This is a genomic window from Streptomyces sp. NBC_00122 (assembly GCF_045160845.1).
Classification (GTDB): domain Bacteria; phylum Actinomycetota; class Actinomycetes; order Streptomycetales; family Streptomycetaceae; genus Streptomyces.
Window position 1 is genome coordinate 3,704,712 of the sequence record NZ_CP108191.1, and the last position, 21,035, is coordinate 3,725,746.

A 21,035-nucleotide genomic window follows, 5' to 3' on the forward strand; every position below is an offset into this window, starting at 1 on the left:
CAGGGGCCGGATGTCATGCCCGTTTCGGGGAGATACTCATGACATCGGCAGGGGCTTGCGTGGCGGCCTCAGGTCAGCGCGGCGGCGATCGCCTCGGCCACCGGGGTCGTCGGGCGCCCGATCAGTCGCGCCAGGTCGCCGCTGGTCCCCGCCAGCCGGCCGCGCGCGATCGCCGCGTCCACGTCGACGATGATCGCCGCGAAGCCCTCGGGGACCCCGGCGCCGGTGAGGACCGACAGGTGCTCGGCCGCCGGTACCTGCGCGTACGCGATCTCCTTGCCGGTCTGCGCCGACAGCTCGGCCGTGTACTCCGCCAGGCTCCACGCGGTGTCGCCGGAGAGCTCGTAGACCCGGTTCAGGTGCCCCTCGCCGGTGAGCACCACGGCCGCGGCGGCCGCGTAGTCGGCCCGCGCCGCGGAGGCGACCCGGCCCTCGCCCGCGCTGCCGACGACCGCGCCGTGCTCCAGGACGGTGGACAGGTTCCCGGTGTAGTTCTCGTGGTACCAGCCGTTGCGCAGGAAGGTGTACGGGATCCCGGAGTCGAGGATGGCCTGCTCGGTGGCCCGGTGCTCGGCGGCCAGGTCGAAGTCGGCCTCGGGGCCGCCGAGGATGCCGGTGTAGGCGAGCTGTGCCACGCCCGCGGCCTGCGCGGCCTCCAGTACGGCGGTGTGCTGCGCGACGCGGCGGCCGATCTCGTTGCCGGAGATCAGCAGGACCCGGTCGCCGGCCCGGAAGGCGGCGGACAGCGCGGCCCGGTCGTCGTAGTCGGCCACGCGCACCTCGACCCCGCGCTCGGCCAGGTCGGCGGCCTTCTCCTTGTCGCGGACGACGACGGCGACGCGGTCGGCGTCGACGCGGGCCAGCAGTTCCTCGACGACGAGACGGCCGAGGGCTCCGGTGGCTCCGGTGATGACGATGCTCATGAGTGCTCTCCTCGCTGGACGGTACCGCCACCCTACGGGAAGCGCTAACTTTTTGAAAGCGCTAGCTGTCGGGGGGTACGCCGAAGCCCGGATCTCCTGGGAGATCCGGGCTTCGCTTCGTGCGGGAGGGCGGTGGCGCCGGCCTGGGTCAGCCGACGACCGTCCAGGTGTCGTTGCCGGTCAGCAGGGTCGCGAGGTCACCCTTGCCGTTGCGGTCGATGGCCGTGTCGAGCTGCTCGGACATGAGCGTGTCGTAGACGGGCCGTTCGACGTCGCGGAAGACACCGATGGGCGTGTGGTGCAGGGTGTCGGGGTCGGCGAGGCGGGACAGTGCGAAAGCGGTCGTCGGGCTGGTGCCGTGCGCGTCGTGGACCAGGATCCGCGCCTCGTTCTCGGGAGTGACCGCGACGACCTGCAGGTCGCCGGTGGCGGGGTCCCGGACGACGCCCTTGTCCCCGTCCGTCCCGAAGCGGATCGGCTGCCCGTGCCTCAGCGGGATCACGGCCTCTTGCGCCTGGTCCTTGTCCTTCAGGGCGTCGAAGGCCCCGTCGTTGAAGATGTTGCAGTTCTGGTAGATCTCCACCAGCGCCGTGCCCTGGTGGTCGGCGGCCGCGCGCAGCACCTCGGTGAGGTGCTTGCGGTCGCTGTCCACCGTCCGCGCCACGAAGGAGGCCTCCGCGCCGATGGCCAGGGACACCGGGTTGAAGGGCGCGTCCAGGGAGCCCATCGGCGTCGACTTGGTGATCTTGCCGACCTCGGAGGTGGGGGAGTACTGCCCCTTGGTCAGACCGTAGATCCGGTTGTTGAAGAGCAGGATCTTGAGGTTGACGTTCCGCCGCAGGGCGTGGATCAGGTGGTTTCCGCCGATGGAGAGGGCGTCGCCGTCACCCGTCACGACCCAGACGGAGAGGTCGCGCCGCGAGGTGGCCAGGCCGGTGGCGATGGCCGGGGCGCGGCCGTGGATGGAGTGCATCCCGTAGGTGTTCATGTAGTACGGGAAGCGGGAGGAGCAGCCGATGCCCGAGACGAAGACGATGTTCTCCTTCGCGAGGCCGAGCTCGGGCATGAAGCCCTGCACGGCCGCGAGGACGGCGTAGTCGCCGCAGCCGGGACACCAGCGGACCTCCTGGTCCGACTTGAAGTCCTTCGCCGACTGCACGGCCTCCGCCTTCGGCACCAGCGACAGCAGGGTGGGGGCGTCGGTCACCTCAGTCATTGATGGCCTCCTCGAGAACCTTCGCGAGCTGCTCCGCCTTGAACGGCATTCCGTTGACCTGGTTGTACGACTGGGCGTCGACCAGGTATTTCGCCCGGATCAGGGTGGCGAGCTGCCCGAGGTTCATCTCCGGCACCACTACCTTCTCGTAACGCTTCAGGACCTCTCCGAGATTCCCCGGGAAGGGGTTGAGGTGGCGCAGGTGCGCCTGCGCGATGGGGTGTCCGGCCGCGCGCAGACGGCGCACCGCGGCGGTGATCGGGCCGTACGTGGAGCCCCAGCCGATGACGAGGGTGCGCCCGCCGTCCGGGTCGTCGACGTCGAGGTCGGGGACCTCGATGCCGTCGATCTTGGCCTGGCGGGTGCGGACCATGAGGTCGTGGTTGGCCGGGTCGTACGAGATGTTGCCGGTGCCGTCCTGCTTCTCGATCCCGCCGATGCGGTGTTCGAGGCCCGGAGTGCCGGGGACCGCCCACGGGCGGGCCAGGGTTTCCGGGTCGCGCTTGTAGGGCCAGAACGCCTCGGTGCCGTCGGCGAGGGCGTGGTTGGGCCCGGTCGCGAACTTGACCTTGAGGTCGGGCAGGTCGGCGATGTCGGGGATCTTCCAGGGCTCGGATCCGTTGGCGAGGTAGCCGTCGGAGAGCAGGAAGACCGGGGTCCGGTAGGTGAGCGCGATCCGGGCCGCGTCCAGCGCCGCGTCGAAGCAGTCCGCGGGGGTGCGCGGCGCGACGATGGGGACGGGGGCCTCGCCGTTGCGCCCGTACATCGCCTGCAGCAGGTCGGCCTGCTCGGTCTTGGTGGGCAGTCCCGTGGACGGCCCGCCGCGCTGGATGTCCACGATCAGCAGCGGCAGCTCCAGGGAGACGGCCAGGCCGATCGTCTCGGACTTCAGCGCCACACCCGGGCCGGAGGTGGTGGTCACGCCCAGGGACCCGCCGAAGGCGGCTCCGAGGGCGGCGCCGATGCCGGCGATCTCGTCCTCGGCCTGGAAGGTCCGTACGCCGAAGTTCTTGTGCTTCGACAGTTCGTGCAGGATGTCCGAGGCCGGGGTGATCGGGTACGAGCCCAGGTAGAGCGGCAGGTCGGCCTGCTGGGCGGCGGTGATCAGCCCGTAGGAGAGGGCCAGGTTCCCCGAGATGTTGCGGTAGGTGCCGGTCGGGAAGGCCTGGCTGGCGGGGGCGACCTCGTAGGAGACCGCGAAGTCCTCCGTCGTCTCCCCGAAGTTCCAGCCCGCCCGGAACGCGGCCACGTTCGCCTCCGCGATCTGCGGCTTCTTCGCGAACTTCTGCCGCAGGAACTTCTCCGTACCCTCCGTCGGCCGGTGGTACATCCAGCTCAGCAGGCCCAGCGCGAACATGTTCTTGCTGCGCTCGGCCTCCTTGCGGGACAGCCCGAAGTCCTTCAGCGCCTCGACGGTGAGGGTGGTCAGCGGGACCGGGTGGAGGTTGTACGCGGCGAGGGAGCCGTCCTCCAGCGGAGAGGTGTGGTAGCCGACCTTGGCCATGGGGCGCTTGGTGAACTCATCGGTATTGATGATGATCTCCGCGCCGCGCGGAACGTCGTCGATGTTCGCCTTCAGGGCGGCCGGGTTCATCGCGACCAGCACGTTCGGCGCGTCACCGGGCGTGAGGATGTCGTGGTCCGCGAAATGCAGCTGGAAGGACGACACGCCCGGCAGGGTTCCGGCAGGGGCGCGGATCTCGGCGGGGAAGTTCGGGAGCGTGGACAGATCGTTGCCGAACGACGCCGTCTCCGAGGTGAAGCGGTCACCGGTGAGCTGCATACCGTCACCGGAGTCGCCCGCGAATCTGATGATCACACGATCGAGCCGACGGATTTCCTTGCCACCCGGACTCGCCGGGGTGCGCTGTCCACCGACAACCGCACCCCCAGCCCCGTCGGCCTGCTCGGCCGGGCTACTGACCTGGCTGGTCACTGAACTGGACCTCCTTCGAGGCGTGGGCACCCCCAGAACCAACCCTACGTCGGTCGGCGCTCCGGGGGCGGCCACATTCTGGACCGTTGGACCGCCCATCGAGACGGCCCGACCGGTATGCCATATCTGACAGAGTGTCAGTCGATCAAGACTTCAGGTAGGTGAGAACGGCCAGTACGCGCCGGTGATCCCCGTCACTCGGCGACAGGCCGAGCTTCATGAAGATGTTGCTGACGTGCTTCTCCACCGCTCCGTCACTCACGACCAACTGCTTCGCGACGGCGGAATTGGTGCGGCCTTCGGCCATCAGGCCGAGCACCTCGCGCTCGCGCGGGGTCAGACCCGCCAGCACGTCCTGCTTGCGGCTGCGGCCGAGCAGCTGGGCGACGACCTCGGGGTCCAGGGCGGTACCGCCCCGGGCCACCCGTACGACCGCGTCCAGGAACTCCCGGACCTCGGCCACCCGGTCCTTGAGCAGATACCCGACACCCGTGCTGGAACCGGCCAGCAGTTCGGTGGCGTACTGCTCCTCCACGTACTGGGACAGCACGAGCACGCCTATCCCGGGGTGGTCGCGCCGCAGCTGTACGGCGGCCCGTACTCCTTCGTCGGTGTGCGTCGGCGGCATCCGCACGTCGGCCACCACCACGTCCGGCAGCGCGTCTTCTGCCGCCAGCTCCGCCACCGTCTTGATCAGGGCTTCCGCGTCCCCGACGCCGGCCACGACGTCATGCCCCCGGTCGGTCAGCAGCCGGGTCAGGCCCTCACGAAGCAGCACCGAGTCCTCGGCGATGACCACCCGCACCCTGTCGTTCACGATTCAGCAGCTCCCGCGTCCACTCGATACCGCACTCCCTGGCACAGCCAAGCATCCCAGCCTCAAGGCCGGATCAAGGCAGGGCCGGACCAACGAGTGGGCGTACGGGGGGAGTTTTCGAACGCCGGCGGTGTCGGGAGACACCGAGGCGTCGGCCGGCACGTGCCGGGACCCTGCCGGGAACGTGCCGAGGCGCCTGCCGGGACGTTCCGAGACGTCTTCCGGCAGGCGCCCGGAGGCTCGCTACGGCCGCCAGGGGAGCTCGGCGGTCACCGTGGTCCCCACGCCGACGGGGGAGTCGACGACCAGCACCCCGTCCACGGCGTCCAGCCGCTCGGCCAGCCCCGCCAGCCCCGTCCCGGCCCCGGCGCCCGCCCCGCCCCGGCCGTCGTCGGCGACCTGGACCAGCAGCCGCTCCCCGGACTTCCACACCTCCACGCTCGCGACCCGGGCCCGCGCGTGCTTGCTGATGTTCTGCAGCAGCTCGGAGACCGTGAAGTACGCGATCCCCTCGACCGACGCCGCCGGCCGGGCCGGGAGATCCACGGTCACCCGTACCGGAACCGCGCACCGCGAGGCCACCGAGGACAGCGCCGCGTCCAGCCCCCGGTCGGTCAGTACCGCCGGGTGGATGCCCCGGGCCAGGTCGCGCAGCTCCTGGAGGGCGATCTTCACCTCTCCGTGGGCCTCGTCCACCATGCGCGCGGCGGCCCGCGGATCCTCCGTGGCCTTCTCCTTGGCCAGCCCCAGATCCATCGCGAGGGCCACCAGCCGGGCCTGCGCCCCGTCGTGCAGATCGCGCTCGATGCGCCGCAGGTCGGCGGCGGCGGTGTCCACGACCACGCCCCGGTCGGACTCCAGCTCGCTCACCCGGCTGTCCAGCCGGGACGGCCCCAGCAGCCCGCCGACCATGACCCGGTCGACGGTGGTCAGGGCCCGGATCACCCAGGGGGTGGCGAGCGTGAAGGCCAGTCCGACGAGAGAGGTGAGGGCGATCTCCGCGGGCGAGTCGAGGTAGAAGGAGTAGCCGTCGTTCTGGAAGAGCTGGAGGCCGGGCTGGTCGGTGAAGGCGGGGAAGACCCAGAACCAGACCGGGTACAGGAGGTAGGCCCACCCTGCCGCCCAGAACGTCAGTGCCACGCAGAAGCTGAACACCGCCCACGGGAAGTGGATCACCGAGTACAGCGCGTGCCGCCAGGCGCTCCCGCTCTTGAGCAGCGCCCCCATCGCGGAGAGGGGGCCGCTCTTCCTGGCCCGGATCCGCGCCGGATCGGCGATGGCGGTCCCGAGCAGGCCGCGCACCCGGGCCCGCTCCAGGTGGCCGAACCCGCGGCACATGGCGAGCATGCCGGCGAGGACCGGGACCCCGAGGAAGGTGACGAGCAGCCCGGCGCCGAGGCTCAGGCCCGCGACGGCGAGCGCGAAGTACAGGATGCTCAGCGGCAGCCCGATCAGCAGGTACCCGAACTCGCGCCAGGTCCGCCGCTCGACAGGAGCCCGCAGCACCGCGCCGATCCCACCGCCCGTGCCCATGCCGTTGCCCATGATCCCGACCCGCCCTTTCCGTCTCCTCGTTACCCCACCACCCTGTCGCCCGCTCCCGGCGCGAACCATGCGGCGGGTCGGTCTCCCGGAAGGGGGGTTAACCCCACCCCCGGGGCATCGCCGCACCCGGACGCGCGACGGGACCCCCGCCCACCCGGACGGGGGTCCCGATCGAAAACGAGGGCGCGGCTACGCGCGGTCGCGCCACGGCAGCTCCGCCGTGACCACGGTCCCCTCCCCCTCGGGAGAGTCCACGACGAAGATCCCGTCCACGGCGCCCAGCCGCTCGGCCAGCCCCGCCAGCCCGCTCCCGCCGGAGGTACTGGCCCCGCCCCGCCCGTCGTCCGACACCCGGATCAGCAGCCGCGGCCCCGCCCGCCACACCTCCACGCTCGCGCCCTGCGCCCGCGCGTGCTTGCTCACGTTCTGCAGCAGCTCCGACACCACGAAGTACGCGATGCCCTCGATCGCTTCCGCCGGCCGCGCCGGCAGGTCCACCGCCACCTTCACCGGCACCACGCACCGCGCCGCCACCGACGACAGCGCCGCGTCCAGCCCCCGGTCGGTCAGCACCGCCGGATGGATCCCGCGCGCCAGGTCCCGTAGCTCCTGGAGCGCCAGTTTCACCTCCCCGTGGGCCTCGTCGACCATCGCCGCCGCGCCCTCCGGGTCCTCCAGCAGCTTCTCCTTCGCCAGGCCCAGCCCCATCGCGAGGGCCACCAGGCGCGCCTGCGCCCCGTCGTGCAGATCGCGCTCGATGCGCCGCAGGTCCGCGGCGGCGGTGTCGACGACCACGCCCCGGTCGGACTCCAGCTCCGCGATCCGCCGCTCCAGCTCGTCGGACGGCGACAGCAGCCCCCGCACCATCGCGCGGTCCGCGTTCGCCAGCATCCGCACCACGTACGGCAGCACCGGCCACAGCACGAACAGCCCGCTCAGCGCTACCGTGAAAGTGAGCAACCCCCACGGGAGCCGGACCAGCTGGTACAGCACCGTCCGCCAGCCGACCGGGTCCTTGATGCTCGTCCACAGCCAGGGGAAGAACCCGGCCCGCCGCGGGCCGGGTATCGGCGTCGGCTCGTCCACCCGCACGCCCAACAGCGCCCGGGCCCGCGCCCGGTCCAGCCGTCCCAACTGCCGAGACAGATAGAGACCACATGCGAGCAGCGGAAGTCCGACCGCGGTCACGGACAGTGCGCCCGTGCCCGCAACCATGACAACTGCGTAAACGAATCCGAGGATCGCCAGCGGCAAATTGCTGACCAGATAGGCGATCTCCTTACACGTCACGGCGCTGAAGACAGCGCGGACGGGCGGAGGCCGGTCGTTGTCGGGGATGCCCTGGCTGGTGGTCATGCGGGACAGCCTGCCAAGTACGGTCCGCTCATGCCATGGGGTGGCCGGGGTGCTGTGAACGGGGGATAACCCCACCCCGTGTGAGGCAGGCCCTAGACTCCCGCGTGTAACAGATCGTCGACAGTGACCGAGGAGCGAGGAACGGACGTGCCCGAACCAACGGTATCGACCGTAACCGTGCTCGCGGCGGACTACTTCCGGAGTTATTCGGTCGTCGGCCTGCTGGCGCTCATCGGTGTGCTCTTCGTGGCCGTGGCCTTCGGCGCCGGCCGCCTGCTGCGGCCCACGGTCCCGACCCCCGAGAAGCTGCTGACCTACGAGTGCGGCGTGGACCCGGTCGGCGAGGGCTGGGCGCACACCCAGGTCCGCTACTACGTCTACGCCTTCCTCTACGTCATCTTCGCCGTCGACTCGATCTTCCTGTTCCCGTGGGCGACGGTGTTCGGCGCCGCCGGTTACGGCGCCACGACGCTGGTGGAGATGTTCATCTTCCTGGGCTTCCTGGCCGTCGGCCTGCTCTATGCGTACAAGAAGGGCGTCCTCGAATGGACGTGACACCAGAGCCTGTGATGCTCCCGGAGCCCAAGCGCCTGGGAGTGCTCTCCCGCCTCGCCCCGGAACCGATGAAGGTGGTCCTGAACTGGGGCCGCCGGTACAGCCTGTGGGTCTTCAACTTCGGCCTCGCCTGCTGCGCGATCGAGTTCATCGCCGCGTCGATGGCCCGCCACGACTTCATCCGCCTCGGCGTCATCCCCTTCGCGCCCGGGCCCCGGCAGGCTGACCTGATGATCGTCTCGGGCACGGTCACGGACAAGATGGCACCGGCCGTGAAGCGGCTCTACGAGCAGATGCCGGAGCCGAAGTACGTCATCTCCTTCGGCGCCTGCTCCAACTGCGGAGGCCCGTACTGGGACTCGTACTCCGTGACGAAGGGCGTCGACCAGATCATCCCGGTCGACGTGTACGTACCCGGCTGCCCGCCCCGCCCCGAGGCCCTCCTCCAGGGCATCCTCAAGCTCCAGGAGAAGATCGCCCGCGAGTCGCTGGCGGACCGCTATGCGTCGGGTCCGTCCGTGGCCCAGCTGACGAGCGGCCTGGTCACACCCCCTGGGGCCGACGCGTGAACCTCTACGACTCCCTTCCCGACGCGGCGCCGGCGGTCTTCGGCGAAGAGGCCGTGGGCTCGTCCTCGTACGACGTCCTGACGGTGGACGTCCCGGTCGGCTCCTGGATCTCCTCCCTGGAGATCGCCAGGGACAAGCTGGGCTGCACGTACTTCGACTGGCTGAGCGCGGTGGACGAGCCGGGCACCGGCTTCCGGATCTGCGCGCACGTCGTCTCGCTGGAGAACCACCGGGTACGCCGGCTCCTGCTGCGCACGACCGTGCCGCACGCCGCCCCCTCCCTCCCCTCGGCGGTCGCCGTGTACGCGGGTGCGGAATGGCACGAGCGCGAGACCTTCGAGATGTTCGGGGTCGTCTTCACCGACCACCCGCACCTGGTCCACCTCCTGCTCCCGGAGAACTTCGAGGGCAACCCGCTGCGCAAGGACTTCGTCCTGGCCGCGCGGGTCACCAAGGCCTGGCCCGGCGCCAAGGAGCCGGGCGAAGCCCACGATCCGGATGCGCCCAAGCGCCGCCAGATGCTCCCGCCGGGCGTCCCGGACCCCAACGACTGGGGCCCGATGAAGGGCCAGCTCCCGCCGGCCCCCGCCCGCCCGGCCCGCACCCCGCGCGCCGCGGGCGCGACGGGCGCGGCCGCACGCACCCCGCGCGAGGGCGCCCCGGCCCGCCGCACCCGATCGGTCGCGGACGGCTCGGCGACCCAGCCGGCGGACGCCTCGGCGACGGAGGCCCAGCCCCGCCCGCCCCGCCGGACCCGCTCGGTCGCGGACGGCTCGGCGAGCCAGGCCGCGCCCGCGCCGGAAACCCCGGCCACGCCGACGACCCCGGCCGTGCCCGAGGCCCCGGCGGGTTCGGAAGCCCCGGCCGCGCCGGAAAGCGGAGCCGCGCGCCCGGCCCGCCGGGCCCGCTCGGCGGCCGACGGCTCGGCGAGCCAGACCACCGAGGCCGAGGCCGAAGCCGACGCCGGCACCGGGACGCCCGCGCCGGAGGCGGCCCGGCGGCCGGCTCCGCGCAGCGCCGACGCGCCCTGGCACAACCCGAAGCCCGCCTTCGAGGAGCCCCCGGCGAAGCCGGATCCGGCCGGGCCGCAGGCCGACGCCCCGGCGCCCCCGCCGGAGACGAGCCGGCCCGACACTGACACCACCCCCGACACCACCGGAGGCGACGCGTGAACGACGTCCTCGACGTCGCCCTGCGGCTGATCGTCGTCTTCGCCGTCTTCCTCGTGCTCCCGCTCGTCATCGGGCAGACCGAGCACAAGGTGATGGCCCACATGCAGGGCCGCCTCGGCCCCATGTACGCCGGCGGCTTCCACGGCTGGGCCCAGCTCGTCGCCGACGGCGTGAAGTTCGCGCAGAAGGAAGACATCGTCCCGGCCAACGCCGACCGGCGGATCTTCCAGCTCGCCCCCGCCGTCGCCCTGCTCCCGTACCTCCTCGTCCTCCTCGCCATCCCGATCGGTCCGGGCGAGGGCGCGGTCGGCCAGGTCATCGACGCCGGCCTGTTCTTCGTGCTCGCCGTCATGGGCGTCGGAGTCCTCGGCTCCCTCATGGCCGGCTGGGCCTCCGCGAACAAGTTCTCCCTGCTCGGTGGCCTGCGCACCGCCGCCCAGCTGCTCGCCTACGAGCTCCCCATGCTGCTCGCCGCCGCCTCGGTGGCCATGGCGGCCGGGACGGTCTCCCTCCTCGGAATCGTCGAGAGCTTCCAGTGGTGGTGGCTGCCCTGGCAGATCGTCGGCGCGCTCGTCTTCTTCACCGCCGGCCTCGCCGAACTGCAGCGGCCCCCCTTCGACATGCCCGTCGCCGACTCCGAGATCATCTTCGGCGCGTACACCGAGTACACCGGCCTGCGCTTCGCGCTGTTCCTGCTCGCCGAGTACGCCGGCATCGTCGTCCTCTGCGCCCTCACCACCGTCCTCTTCCTCGGCGGCTGGCACGGACCCTTCGGCGCCGACGGTCTCGGCTGGGTCTGGACCCTGCTCAAGGTCGCGATCCTCGCCTTCGTCGTGATCTGGCTCCGCGTGAGCTACCCGCGCCTGCGCGAGGACCAGCTCCAGAAGCTCGCCTGGACCACACTCATCCCGCTCGCGCTCGCCCAGATCGCGCTCACCGGCATCGTGAAGGTGGCGATGAACTGATGCCCATCCCCGGATCCGGCCTCGCCAAGGGCCTCGCGGTGACGCTGCGCACGATGACGAAGCGCTCGCACACCGCCCAGTACCCCGAGGTCCAGCCCCAGCTCCCGCCCCGCAGCCGCGGTGTCATCGGCCTGTTCGAGGAGAACTGCACGGTCTGCATGCTGTGCGCCCGTGAGTGCCCCGACTGGTGCATCTACATCGACTCCCACAAGGAGACGGTCCCGGCCACCACTCCCGGTGGCCGCGAGCGCAGCCGCAACGTCCTCGACCGCTTCGCCATCGACTTCTCCCTCTGCATGTACTGCGGCATCTGCATCGAGGTGTGCCCCTTCGACGCCCTCTTCTGGTCGCCGGAGTTCGAGTACGCGGAGACCGACATCCACGACCTGACCCACGAGCGCGACAAGCTCCGCGAGTGGATGTGGACCGTCCCGGCCCCGCCCGCACTGGACCCGGCCGCCGAGGAGCCCAAGGAGATCGCCGCCGCCCGCAAGGCCGTGGAGAAGGCCGAAGCCGCCGCGGCGGCCGCCGCCGCTGCCGAAGCCGCCACCGCCGAAGCCGCCGAGGCGACGAGCACCGAACCGCCGAACAGCCCCGATTCGCCGACCAGCCCGGAGGGAGACGCGTGAGCCCCGCAGCCACCCTGGCAGCAGCCGCCACCGCCACCGGGCCCGGTTTCCTCTCCCCGGCCGGCGTCGAGATCGCGTTCCTCCTCGTGGGCCTCGCCACCCTCGGCGCGGCCCTCGTCACGGTCACCACCAAGCAACTGGTGCACGCCGCCCTCTGGCTGGTCGTCGCGCTCGGCGGCATCGCCGTCGAGTACCTGCTGCTGACCGCGGAGTTCCTCGCCTGGGTCCAGGTCCTGATCTACCTCGGCTCCGTGGTCGTCCTCCTCCTCTTCGGGCTGATGCTCACCAAGGCGCCCATCGGCCGCTCCCCGGACGCCGACTCCGGCAACCGCTGGGTCGCGACCGGCGTCGCCGGCGTCGCGGCCGTCGCACTCGTCTGGGTCGTCGTCGACGCCTTCCGCACGACCTGGATCGACCTCGACGGCCCCGTCCAGGGCTCCACGAAGGTCTCCGGCGAGATCCTCTTCCAGCACTGGGTGCTGCCCTTCGAAGCGCTCTCCGTCCTCCTCCTCGCGGCCCTGATCGGCGCCATCGTGCTGTCCCGCAGGAACGACCCCGCCGACGCCGGTGCCGGCTCCGGCGCCAAGAAGGGGCAGCGCTGATGCACCTCGCCTACCCCGCCGTGCTCGCGGCGCTCCTCTTCTGCACGGGCGTGTACGGAGTGCTCGCCCGCCGCAACGCCATCCTGGTCCTGATGTCCGTCGAGCTGATGCTCAACGCCGTCAACCTCAACCTGGTGGCCTTCGACGTCTGGCTGCGCGACACCCTGCACGCCGGCCAGGCCCTCACCCTCTTCACCATCGCCATCGCCGCCGCAGAGATCGGCATCGGCCTCGCGATCGTGCTGATGGTGTACCGCAACCGGGGCACCTCGGACGTCGACCGGCTCCGCGACACCGCCGAGGGCCACGAGCCCGCCCCGAACAACCAGAGCGAGGTCACCGCGTGAGCACCACGACCCTCGCCGTCCTCGTCCCCCTCCTCCCCTTCCTGGGCGCGGTCGCGGGACTGTTCTTCGGCCGCACCGCCCCCGGATTCGTCAGGCCCCTCGCGATCCTGCCGACGCTCGGCGCCGCCGTACTGGCCGTGCTCGTCGCCGTCCGCCAGGGCGGCGGTCGGCCGATCGAAACCGCGACCGAGCTGACTCCGACCGGCTCGGTACCGATCGACCTCTCGCTCTACATCGACGGCTTCGCCGCGCTGGTCGCAGTCCTGGTCGGGGTCGTCGCCACCTGCGTACAGATCTACTCGACGGCGTACCTCCGCGAGGACCCGCGCTACCCGTCGTACGCCGCTCTGGTCTCACTGTTCACCTCCGCGATGCTGCTCGTCGTCTACTCCGGCGACCTGATGGTGCTGCTGGTCGGCTGGGAGGTCATGGGCATCTGCTCGTACTTCCTGGTCGGCCACTACTGGGAGACCGAGGCGGCCCGCTCCGCCTCCCTGAAGGCCTTCCTCGTCACCAAGCTCGGTGACATCCCCTTCCTGATCGGCCTGTTCGCGCTCGCCGCCGACGCCGGCTCCTTCCAGATCACGAAGATCCTGGGCACCGTCGCCGCGGGCGGGCTCGACCACCCGACGCTGATCGCACTGCTCCTGCTCGCCGGAGTCGCGGGTAAGTCCGCGCAGTTCCCGCTGCACACCTGGCTCCCCGACGCCATGGCGGGCCCCACCCCGGTCTCCGCGCTGATCCACGCCGCGACGATGGTCGCCGCCGGTGTCTACTTCGTCGCCCGCCTCCTCCCCGTCTTCGCGGCCTCCGGCGCCGCGCTGGTGGTCATGGCCGTCATGGCGGCCGTCACGATGGTCGGCTCCGGCCTCGCCGCCCTCGCCCAGGACGACATCAAGCGGGTGCTCGCCTACTCCACGATCGGCCAGCTCGGCTACATGACCGGCGCCCTGGCCGTCGGCGACCGCAGCGCCGCCGTCTTCCACCTCCTGTCCCACGGTGCCTTCAAGGCGCTCCTGTTCCTCGGCGCGGGCGTGATCATCCACGCCGCCGGTACGAACTCCCTGGCCGCCATGTCCCGGATGGACGGCCTGGCCAAGCGCATCCCCGACGCCTTCTGGACGATGACGATCGCGCTGCTCGCGCTCGCCGCGATCCCGCCGTTCGCCGGCTTCTTCTCCAAGGAAGCCGTCCTCGTCGCCGCCGAGCAGACCGCGACCGGCCACTCGGAGTTCGCTCCCAGCAGCGCCGGCTGGCTGGTGCTGGTCGCCGGTGTGCTGACCGCCCTGCTCACCGCCGCCTACGCCACCCGGCTGTGGCTGATGGCCTTCCGCGGCCGGGGCGCGGCCGCACCCCACCACGGCAAGGAGCCCGTCGCCATGACCGGCGTGCTGTGGCTGCTCGCGATCCCGACGATCGGCCTCGGCCTCGCGGCCGATTCCCTCGCCGACTGGTTCGGCGGCAGGGAACTCACCCCGACCCTGGTCACCTCGGTCCTCGGCACCGGTGCGGCCGTCATCGGCGTGATGCTCACCTACGCCCTCTGGCAGCGCGCCACGGTCAAGGCCGCCACGGTCGGATACGGAGCGGGCCTGTCCGCGTCCGCCGCCGCCGCGGAGTCCGCCGCCGAGACCCCCGAGGTCGCCGAGGTCACCCACGACCACCCCGCCGTCCCGGCGGGCGCCGCCCCCGACCCCGGCAAGGCGCTCCTCGGCCCGCTGCACCGCCACGCGGCCGACGGCTTCCACCTCGACGCCGTCTACGACCGGCTCTTCGTCCGCCCCGTCCGCGCGGCGGCAAGCCTGGTCCGCTTCCTCGACCGCGAGGTCGTGGACACGTACGTCCGCGGCGCGGGCACCGGAACCCGGCTGTTCGGCAGCCTCGTACGCCGTGCCCAGACCGGCAACGTGCAGAGCTACCTGAGCGCCCTGCTCGCCGGCGCCGTAGTCCTGGCGATCGCCACCGCCGTCCTCGCCAACGTCAACGCCGGATCGTGAGCCGTGAGTCAGCCGTGATTGATATCAGCCCGTCCGTGATGCAGTTCCTTCTGGCGTTCGTCGTGGCCGCACCGCTCCTCGGCGCCGTCGCGGCCCTCCTGCCGGCCCCGCCCGGCCTCAAGGGCAAGAGCCCCGAACAGGCCGTGCTCCGCCACGGAGTGACCGTGACCGGCGTCATCCTCGCCGCGGCGATCGCCCTCGCCCTGGGCTTCGACCACGACGCCCCGTCCCGCTTCCAGGCGACGACGGACATCAGCTGGATCCCGGCGCTGAACGTCCGGATCCACCTCGGCATCGACGGCATCTCGCTCCCCCTCCTCCTGATGACCGCGCTGCTGTTCTTCCTCTGCGCGCTCTACAGCTACTTCAAGTTCCCCGAGGGCCCCTCCCCGAAGGCCTTCGTCGCGCTGCTCCTCGTCCTCGAATCCGGCACCCTCGCGACCTTCGCCGTCCTCGACCTGCTGCTCTTCTTCCTCGCCTTCGAGATGGTCCTCATCCCGATGTACTTCCTCATCGCCCGCTGGGGCGGTGCTCAGCGGAAGGCCTCCGCCTGGAAGTTCATCCTCTACACCCTCCTCGGCTCCGTCGTCATGCTGCTCGGTCTGCTGCTGATCGGACTGAAGAGCGGCACTTTCGACATGGTGGCACTCGCGTCTGACAACGGCCGCGAACTGTCCCACACCACCCAGCTCCTGGCCGTCCTCACCATCGGCCTCGGCCTCGCCGTCAAGACCCCGATGTGGCCGCTGCACAGCTGGCTGCCGGACGCGCACACCGCCGCGCCCACCGTCGGCTCCGTCCTGCTGGCCGGCGTCCTGCTCAAGATGGGCACGTACGGGTTCGTCCGCATCCTGCTCCCCATCACCCCCGACGGCATGGCCACCTTCGCCCCCTACCTGGGCGCCTTCGCCGCCGTCGGCATCGTCTACGGATCCCTCGCCTGCCTCGCGCTGGCCCGCAAGGGGAACAAGGGCGACCTCAAGCGCCTCATCGCGTACTCCTCCGTCGGCCACATGGGCTTCGTGCTCCTCGGCATCGCGTCCATGACCCCCACCGGCGTCAACGGCGCGCTCTTCGCCAACATCGCCCACGGCCTGATCACCGGCCTCCTCTTCTTCCTGGTCGGCGCCCTCAAGGACCGCTACGGCACCGCCGACCTCGACACCCTCGCCGGAGCCACCGGCGCCGCCCTCTACGGCCGCGCCCCCCGCCTCGGCGCCCTCCTCGCCTTCGCCGCCGTCGCCTCCCTCGGCCTGCCCGGCCTGGCCGGCTTCTGGGGCGAGATGCTGTCGCTCTTCGGCGCCTTCGACCCCGCCGAGGGCCTGTCCCGCCCGGCCTTCCTCACCTACACGGCCATCGGAGCGTTCGGCACCCTGCTCACCGCCGCCTACCTCCTGATCGTCGTACGGCGCGTCTGCATGGGCGACCCGAAGACCGGCTCCGAGCTCGCCGTCGCCGACATCCAGCGCTACGAGTTCGCCGCCTGGACCCCGCTCGCCGCCCTCACCGTCCTCGCCGGCCTGTGGCCCGCGGTCCTCCTCGGCCTCACCGACCCGGCCGTCCAGAAGCTCCTCGCAGGAGGCAACGCATGACGGCGCTCACGGCCCTCTCCGCCGAGACCCCCAGCCTGGTCCAGTCCGTCGACTGGCTCGCCCTCGCGCCCGTCGTGGTCACCGCCGCCGTCGGCCTGGCCGTCCTGATCGCGGACCTCTTCGTGCCCGAGCGCGCCAAGCCCGTCCTCGGCTGGGTCTCCGTCGCCGGCCTCGCCGCCGCGACCGCCACCCTGCTGCCGCTGCGCGCCGGCGAACGCACCACCTTCTGCCTCACCACCGACCCGGCCGCCTGCAGCTACGTCGCCGACCACTTCACGCTCGTCATCCAGTTCCTGGTGCTGGCCGGCGCCCTGGTCACCGCCGTGCTGTCGGTCACCGCCGTCCGCGACGCGCGCATGCCCGCCGGCGAGTACTGGTTCCTGCTGCTCTCGTCCGCAGCCGGCGCCGCCCTGCTACCCGCCTCCCGCGACCTCGCCACCCTGATCGTCGCCCTCGAAGTCGCATCGCTGCCCGCCTTCGCCCTGGTCGGCATGCGCCGCGGCGACCGGCTCTCCTCCGAGGCCGCCCTCAAGTTCTTCCTCTCCTCCGTCACCGCCACCGCCGTGTCGCTGATGGGCGTCAGCTTCGTCTATGCCGCCACCGGCTCCCTGCACCTCACCCAGATCGCGGACCGTCTCGAAGACGTCCCCGGGCAGCTCGACACCCTCGCCATGGCCGGCGTCGCGCTCACCCTCGTCGGCTTCGCCTTCAAGACGGCGGCCGTCCCCTTCCACTTCTGGGTCCCCGACACCTACGTCGGCGCCCCCCTGCCGATCGCCGGGTACCTCTCGGTGATCGGCAAGGCCGTCGGCTTCACCGGCCTCATCCTCGTCACGGTGATCGCCTTCCCGGCGTACTCCGAGATCTGGGGCCCGGCCCTGGCCGTCCTCGCCGCGCTCACCATGACCGTGGGCAACGCCGCCGCGCTGCGGCAGTCCGCGGACCGCCCGAACAGCGCCGTACGGCTGCTCGCCTGGTCCTCGGTCGGCCAGGCCGGCTACCTGCTGGTGCCGATCGCCGCGGCCGCCTACTCCGGCCGCGACCAGATCGGCGCCACCGTCGCCTACGCGCTGATGTACGCCGTCGTGAACCTGGGCGCCTTCGCCGTGGCCGCGCTGGTCGCCCGCACGAAGCGGCTCAACCGGATCAGCGACTACCGCGGCCTGTACGCCGAGCGCCCGCTCGTCGCCCTCTCGCTGGCGTTCTTCCTGCTCTGCCTGGCCGGCCTGCCGCCGGGCATCATCGGGCTCTTCGCCAAGGTGACCGTTTTCCAGTCCGCGGTCGACGCGGGCCTGGGCTGGCTGGCCGTGGTCATGGCGATCAACGTCGTCATCGCCCTCTACTACTACCTGCGGTGGACCGCGCTGCTGTTCCGCACGCCCGACGGCGCGGCCGAGACCCGTACCAAGGCCCCCTGGCCGGTCACGGCGGCCATCGTGGTCACGGCCGTGACCGCCGTGGTCCTCTCGGGCGCCCCGCAGCTGGTCCTGCGCGTCGCGTCGGGCAGCCTCTTCCCGCAGTAGCCCGTACGGAGTAATGCCCACCCGGGCCCCGCCGCCCCCGCCATGCGGGCGGCGGGGCGGCCGCGCCCTGGGAACCTGACGCCCTCACCTCGCGTTGACCAGGAAGGGAGGGTCCACTGGACCGTAGGCCCTCGCTCCGGGTCCCCCGCCGCACCACTTGGAGGGCGTACCGTGCACCGCCGGCACAACGGGCTCAAGACCGCCGTACTCCTCGGCGGGCTGTCCGCGATCATCATCGTCATCGGAAGCTTCTTCGGACGGACCGGCCTGATCGTCGCCGTCCTCATCGCCCTCGGGACGAACGCGTACGCGTACTGGAACAGCGACAAGCTGGCTCTACGCGCGATGCGGGCCCGCCCCGTCAGCGAGTTCGAGGCCCCCGTGCTCTACCGCATGGTGCGCGAGCTCTCCACGTCCGCGCGTCAGCCCATGCCACGTCTCTACATCTCGCCCACGGAGGCGCCCAACGCCTTCGCCACCGGCCGCAACCCGCGCAACGCCGCGGTCTGCTGCACCGAGGGCATCCTGCGCATGCTCGACGAGCGTGAACTGCGCGGCGTCATCGGCCACGAGCTCAGCCACGTCTACAACCGCGACATCCTGATCTCGTCGGTCGCCGGAGCCCTCGCCTCGGTGATCATGTTCCTGGTGAACTTCGCCTGGCTGATCCCGGTGGGCCGTTCGAACGACGACGAGGGACCGGGCCTCTTCGGCATGCTGTTGATCATGATCCTGGGCCCACTGGCCGCCTCGGTGATCCAGCTGGCCATCAGCCGCTCCCGCGAGTACGAGGCCGACGCGTCCGGCGCCCAGCTCACCGGGGACCCGCTCGCCCTCGCGAGCGCCCTGCGCAAGCTCGACGCGGGCACCAAGCAGCTCCCGCTGCCCCCGGAGCCCCGCCTGGAGACGGCGAGCCACATGATGATCGCCAACCCGTTCCGCCCGGGCGAAGGTCTTTCTAAAATGTTCTCGACACACCCTCCGATGGCCGAGCGCATCGCCCGGCTCGAACAGATGGCAGGACGCCGACAGTGAAGACCATTCTGAACGTCATCTGGCTCATCCTCAGCGGCATCTGGCTGTTCCTGGGCTACGTCCTCGCGGGTGTGCTGCTCTGCATCACCATCATCGGCATCCCGTTCGGCATCGCCGCCTTCCGCATCGCCGTCTACGCCCTGTGGCCCTTCGGGTACACCACGGTCGAGCGCCGCGACGCGGGCGCCGCCTCCTGCATCGGCAACGTCCTGTGGCTCGTCCTGGCGGGCTGGTGGCTGGCCATCGGCCACATCGTCACCGGACTCGCGCTGTGCGTCACGATCATCGGCATCCCGTTCGGCATCGCCAACTTCAAGATGGTCCCGCTCTCCCTGCTCCCGCTGGGCCGCGAAATCGTCCCGACGGACGCTCCGTTCGCCTCTCGCTGACCACGTCCGGCCTGTGGAGCCAGGCCGAGGGCCGCTACGGCGAGCAGCCGCACGAGGCCGTCCTCGACCGGGTTATCCACAGGCCGAGCGGGCTGTCGGTGGGGTGCGTCACCATGAACGCATGAACGAGACCGAGCAGTTGCTGGAGCAAGTCGCGGACCGCGTGCGCAACTCCGCGCACGCGCAGGGAAGGCCCCTGCCCGCACCGTCGGCCACCGGGGAGATCGCCCACGCCGAAGGCATACTCGGCTTCACGCTGCCGCCGCTGCTCGCCGCGCTCTACACCCGTGTGGGCGACGGCGGATTCGGCCCGGAGTACGGAGTGCTGTCGCTGGGTCAGGCCGTCCGGACGTATGGGGCGCAGCGCGCGTCCGGGTGGCGCTGGCCGGCGGGCGTACTGCCGATAGCCGACTTCGGCTGCGCCATGTACGCGTGCGTGGACTGCCACTCCCAGACCGCCCAGGTCCTGCTGTTCGACCCGAATCCAGGGGAGCCCGACCTCGCCTGGTCCATCGACACCCCGAGCCTGGCCGGCTGGCTCCGCGGCTGGCTGGACGGCACCGCCTGGTTCTGCGAGGAGTCAGGCCTGGGGGAGGAGACCGACCTGGAACTGGCTCCCTGGGCCGAGTTCAGATCCCGGATCTGAACCGTCGGCGCACACCGTAGGCCAGTACGCCGACCGCCAGCACCGCCGCCCCCGCGACCGCCGACGCGAGGGGCAGCGCGCAGGCCAGCACCACACAGCCGGACAGCCCGACCACTGCCACGGCCCGGCCCTTGACACCTGAATCGAGTGTCCACGCGGAGGCGTTCGCGATCGCGTAGTAAACCAGCACTCCGAAGGAGGAGAAACCGATCGCCCCCCGCAGGTCGGCGGTGGCCGCGAGCACCGCCACGACCGAACCCACCGCGAGCTCGGCATGGTGCGGCACCTGATGCCGGGGATGTACGGCGGCCAGGGTGCGGGGCAGATGGCCGTCCCGGGCCATCGCCAAGGCCGTCCGGGAGACGCCGAGGACGAGGGCCAGCAGCGAGCCCAGCGCGGCCAGGGCCGCGCCCACCCGGACGACCGGGGTCAGTTCGGGCCGGCCTGCCGCCCGGACCGCGTCGGCCAGCGGGGCCGACGACCCCGCCAGCCCGTCGGCACCGAGCACCGACAGCGCCGCCACCGTCACGGCGGCGTACACCAGCAGCGCGATCCCCAGCGCGAGCGGGACCGCCTGTGGGATCGTCCGCTCCGGGTCACGCACCTCCTCGCCCAGGGTGGTGATCCGGGCGTAGCCCGCGAAGGCGAAGAACAGCAGCCCGGCCCCCTGCAACAGTCCGACCGCACCCCAGTCCCCGCCGCCGAGCCGCCCGGCGTCGGCCGCCTCGGAGGTCAGGCACACCACGACCACACCGGCCAGCACCGCGAGGACGGCCGCCACGATCAGCCGGGCCAGCCGGGCGGACTTCTGCACGCCGCCGTAGCCGGCGGCCGTCAGCGCCACCACCGCGGCGACGGCCACGGCATGCTGCTGCCCGGGCCAGACGTACGCGCCGACGGTCAGGGCCATCGCCGCGCAGGAGGCCGTCTTGCCGACCACGAACCCCCAGCCCGCCAGATATCCCCAGAAGGGCCCGAGCCGCTCGCGCCCGTAGACGTACGTGCCGCCGGAGGCCGGGTACCGGGCGGCCAGCCGCGCCGAGGAGTGCGCGTTGCAGTAGGCCACCAGAGCCGCCAGCGCGAGGGCCGCGAGGAGCGCGCCGCCCGCCGCGCGTGCCGCCGGGGCGAGGGCGGCGAAGATCCCGGCGCCGACCATCGCACCGAGCCCGACCACGACCGCGTCGGAGACTCCCAGGCTGCGCTTCAACTCGTTGGTCACGG

20 protein-coding genes are annotated in these 21,035 nt (G+C 71.6%); 13 read left to right on the plus strand and 7 right to left on the minus strand.

What is annotated here, in order from left to right; all coding sequences use genetic code 11:
- Positions 1 to 68: 68 nt before the first annotated feature.
- The 6 genes from OG737_RS17615 to OG737_RS17640 all read right to left on the minus strand — a co-directional run bounded on the left by OG737_RS17615 (position 69) and on the right by OG737_RS17640 (position 7,793).
- On the minus strand, positions 69 to 923 hold the full coding sequence (locus tag OG737_RS17615; protein WP_405678995.1) for an SDR family oxidoreductase: 855 nt from the start codon (positions 921 to 923) through the stop codon (positions 69 to 71).
- A 148-nt stretch (positions 924 to 1,071) separates the two neighbouring features.
- Positions 1,072 to 2,139 (minus strand): 2-oxoacid:ferredoxin oxidoreductase subunit beta, encoded by a 1,068-nt coding sequence (locus OG737_RS17620; RefSeq protein WP_405678993.1) that lies wholly within the window; start codon positions 2,137 to 2,139, stop codon positions 1,072 to 1,074.
- On the minus strand, positions 2,132 to 4,075 hold the full coding sequence (locus OG737_RS17625) for a 2-oxoacid:acceptor oxidoreductase subunit alpha (protein ID WP_405678991.1): 1,944 nt from the start codon (positions 4,073 to 4,075) through the stop codon (positions 2,132 to 2,134). The genes OG737_RS17620 and OG737_RS17625 overlap by 8 nt, the downstream gene beginning before the upstream one ends.
- Positions 4,076 to 4,220: 145 nt before the next feature.
- Positions 4,221 to 4,880 carry a response regulator transcription factor gene (locus OG737_RS17630; RefSeq protein WP_328930375.1) on the minus strand — a complete coding sequence of 220 codons (660 nt, stop codon included), beginning with the start codon at positions 4,878 to 4,880 and terminating at the stop codon, positions 4,221 to 4,223.
- Positions 4,881 to 5,135: 255 nt separating this feature from the next.
- Entirely contained in the window at positions 5,136 to 6,425 is a 1,290-nt protein-coding gene (locus OG737_RS17635; protein ID WP_405921746.1) for a sensor histidine kinase, read from the minus strand.
- A 201-nt stretch (positions 6,426 to 6,626) separates the two neighbouring features.
- Positions 6,627 to 7,793 carry a sensor domain-containing protein gene (locus tag OG737_RS17640; RefSeq protein WP_328927113.1) on the minus strand — a complete coding sequence of 389 codons (1,167 nt, stop codon included), beginning with the start codon at positions 7,791 to 7,793 and terminating at the stop codon, positions 6,627 to 6,629.
- A gap of 147 nt (positions 7,794 to 7,940) precedes the next feature.
- On the opposite strand from OG737_RS17640, the gene OG737_RS17645 reads away from it, so the two are divergent.
- The 13 genes from OG737_RS17645 to OG737_RS17705 all read left to right on the plus strand — a co-directional run bounded on the left by OG737_RS17645 (position 7,941) and on the right by OG737_RS17705 (position 19,814).
- Positions 7,941 to 8,348, plus strand: a complete 408-nt coding sequence (locus tag OG737_RS17645; RefSeq protein WP_405921747.1) for an NADH-quinone oxidoreductase subunit A — start codon at positions 7,941 to 7,943, stop codon at positions 8,346 to 8,348.
- On the plus strand, positions 8,339 to 8,917 hold the full coding sequence (locus OG737_RS17650) for an NADH-quinone oxidoreductase subunit B family protein (protein ID WP_328927115.1): 579 nt from the start codon (positions 8,339 to 8,341) through the stop codon (positions 8,915 to 8,917). The genes OG737_RS17645 and OG737_RS17650 overlap by 10 nt, the downstream gene beginning before the upstream one ends.
- Positions 8,914 to 10,089, plus strand: coding sequence for an NADH-quinone oxidoreductase subunit C (locus OG737_RS17655; protein WP_328927116.1), 1,176 nt, complete (start codon positions 8,914 to 8,916; stop codon positions 10,087 to 10,089). Before OG737_RS17650 ends, OG737_RS17655 begins: the two co-directional genes overlap by 4 nt.
- The gene (locus OG737_RS17660) at positions 10,086 to 11,054 is read left to right on the plus strand and encodes a complex I subunit 1 family protein (RefSeq protein ID WP_328927117.1); all 969 of its coding nucleotides are present in this window, start codon (positions 10,086 to 10,088) and stop codon (positions 11,052 to 11,054) included. The genes OG737_RS17655 and OG737_RS17660 overlap by 4 nt, the downstream gene beginning before the upstream one ends.
- A complete protein-coding gene (locus OG737_RS17665; RefSeq protein ID WP_405922429.1) occupies positions 11,051 to 11,683 on the plus strand; it encodes a NuoI/complex I 23 kDa subunit family protein in 633 nt (210 codons plus the stop codon). The genes OG737_RS17660 and OG737_RS17665 overlap by 4 nt, the downstream gene beginning before the upstream one ends.
- The gene (locus tag OG737_RS17670; protein ID WP_405678987.1) at positions 11,680 to 12,285 is read left to right on the plus strand and encodes an NADH-quinone oxidoreductase subunit J; all 606 of its coding nucleotides are present in this window, start codon (positions 11,680 to 11,682) and stop codon (positions 12,283 to 12,285) included. The genes OG737_RS17665 and OG737_RS17670 overlap by 4 nt, the downstream gene beginning before the upstream one ends.
- Positions 12,285 to 12,632: an NADH-quinone oxidoreductase subunit NuoK gene (gene nuoK / locus OG737_RS17675; protein WP_328927119.1), complete on the plus strand. Its 348-nt coding sequence runs from the start codon at positions 12,285 to 12,287 to the stop codon at positions 12,630 to 12,632. The genes OG737_RS17670 and nuoK overlap by 1 nt, the downstream gene beginning before the upstream one ends.
- On the plus strand, positions 12,629 to 14,629 hold the full coding sequence (locus OG737_RS17680) for an NADH-quinone oxidoreductase subunit L (protein WP_405921748.1): 2,001 nt from the start codon (positions 12,629 to 12,631) through the stop codon (positions 14,627 to 14,629). The genes nuoK and OG737_RS17680 overlap by 4 nt, the downstream gene beginning before the upstream one ends.
- Before the next feature lie 38 nt (positions 14,630 to 14,667).
- Complete coding sequence (locus tag OG737_RS17685) at positions 14,668 to 16,221, plus strand: NADH-quinone oxidoreductase subunit M (protein WP_328927121.1); 1,554 nt, start codon at positions 14,668 to 14,670, stop codon at positions 16,219 to 16,221.
- Positions 16,218 to 17,744 (plus strand): NADH-quinone oxidoreductase subunit N, encoded by a 1,527-nt coding sequence (locus OG737_RS17690; protein WP_328927122.1) that lies wholly within the window; start codon positions 16,218 to 16,220, stop codon positions 17,742 to 17,744. Before OG737_RS17685 ends, OG737_RS17690 begins: the two co-directional genes overlap by 4 nt.
- Before the next feature lie 171 nt (positions 17,745 to 17,915).
- Positions 17,916 to 18,779, plus strand: coding sequence for a zinc metalloprotease HtpX (gene htpX / locus OG737_RS17695; RefSeq protein WP_405678981.1), 864 nt, complete (start codon positions 17,916 to 17,918; stop codon positions 18,777 to 18,779).
- Positions 18,776 to 19,168 (plus strand): YccF domain-containing protein, encoded by a 393-nt coding sequence (locus OG737_RS17700; RefSeq protein WP_328927124.1) that lies wholly within the window; start codon positions 18,776 to 18,778, stop codon positions 19,166 to 19,168. The genes htpX and OG737_RS17700 overlap by 4 nt, the downstream gene beginning before the upstream one ends.
- A 121-nt stretch (positions 19,169 to 19,289) precedes the next feature.
- Positions 19,290 to 19,814 (plus strand): SMI1/KNR4 family protein, encoded by a 525-nt coding sequence (locus tag OG737_RS17705; RefSeq protein WP_405921749.1) that lies wholly within the window; start codon positions 19,290 to 19,292, stop codon positions 19,812 to 19,814.
- On the opposite strand, the gene OG737_RS17710 is transcribed toward OG737_RS17705, so the two are convergent.
- Positions 19,798 to 21,033, minus strand: a complete 1,236-nt coding sequence (locus OG737_RS17710) for an APC family permease (protein WP_405921750.1) — start codon at positions 21,031 to 21,033, stop codon at positions 19,798 to 19,800. The genes OG737_RS17705 and OG737_RS17710 overlap by 17 nt on opposite strands.
- Between the last annotated feature and the right edge of the window lie 2 nt (positions 21,034 to 21,035).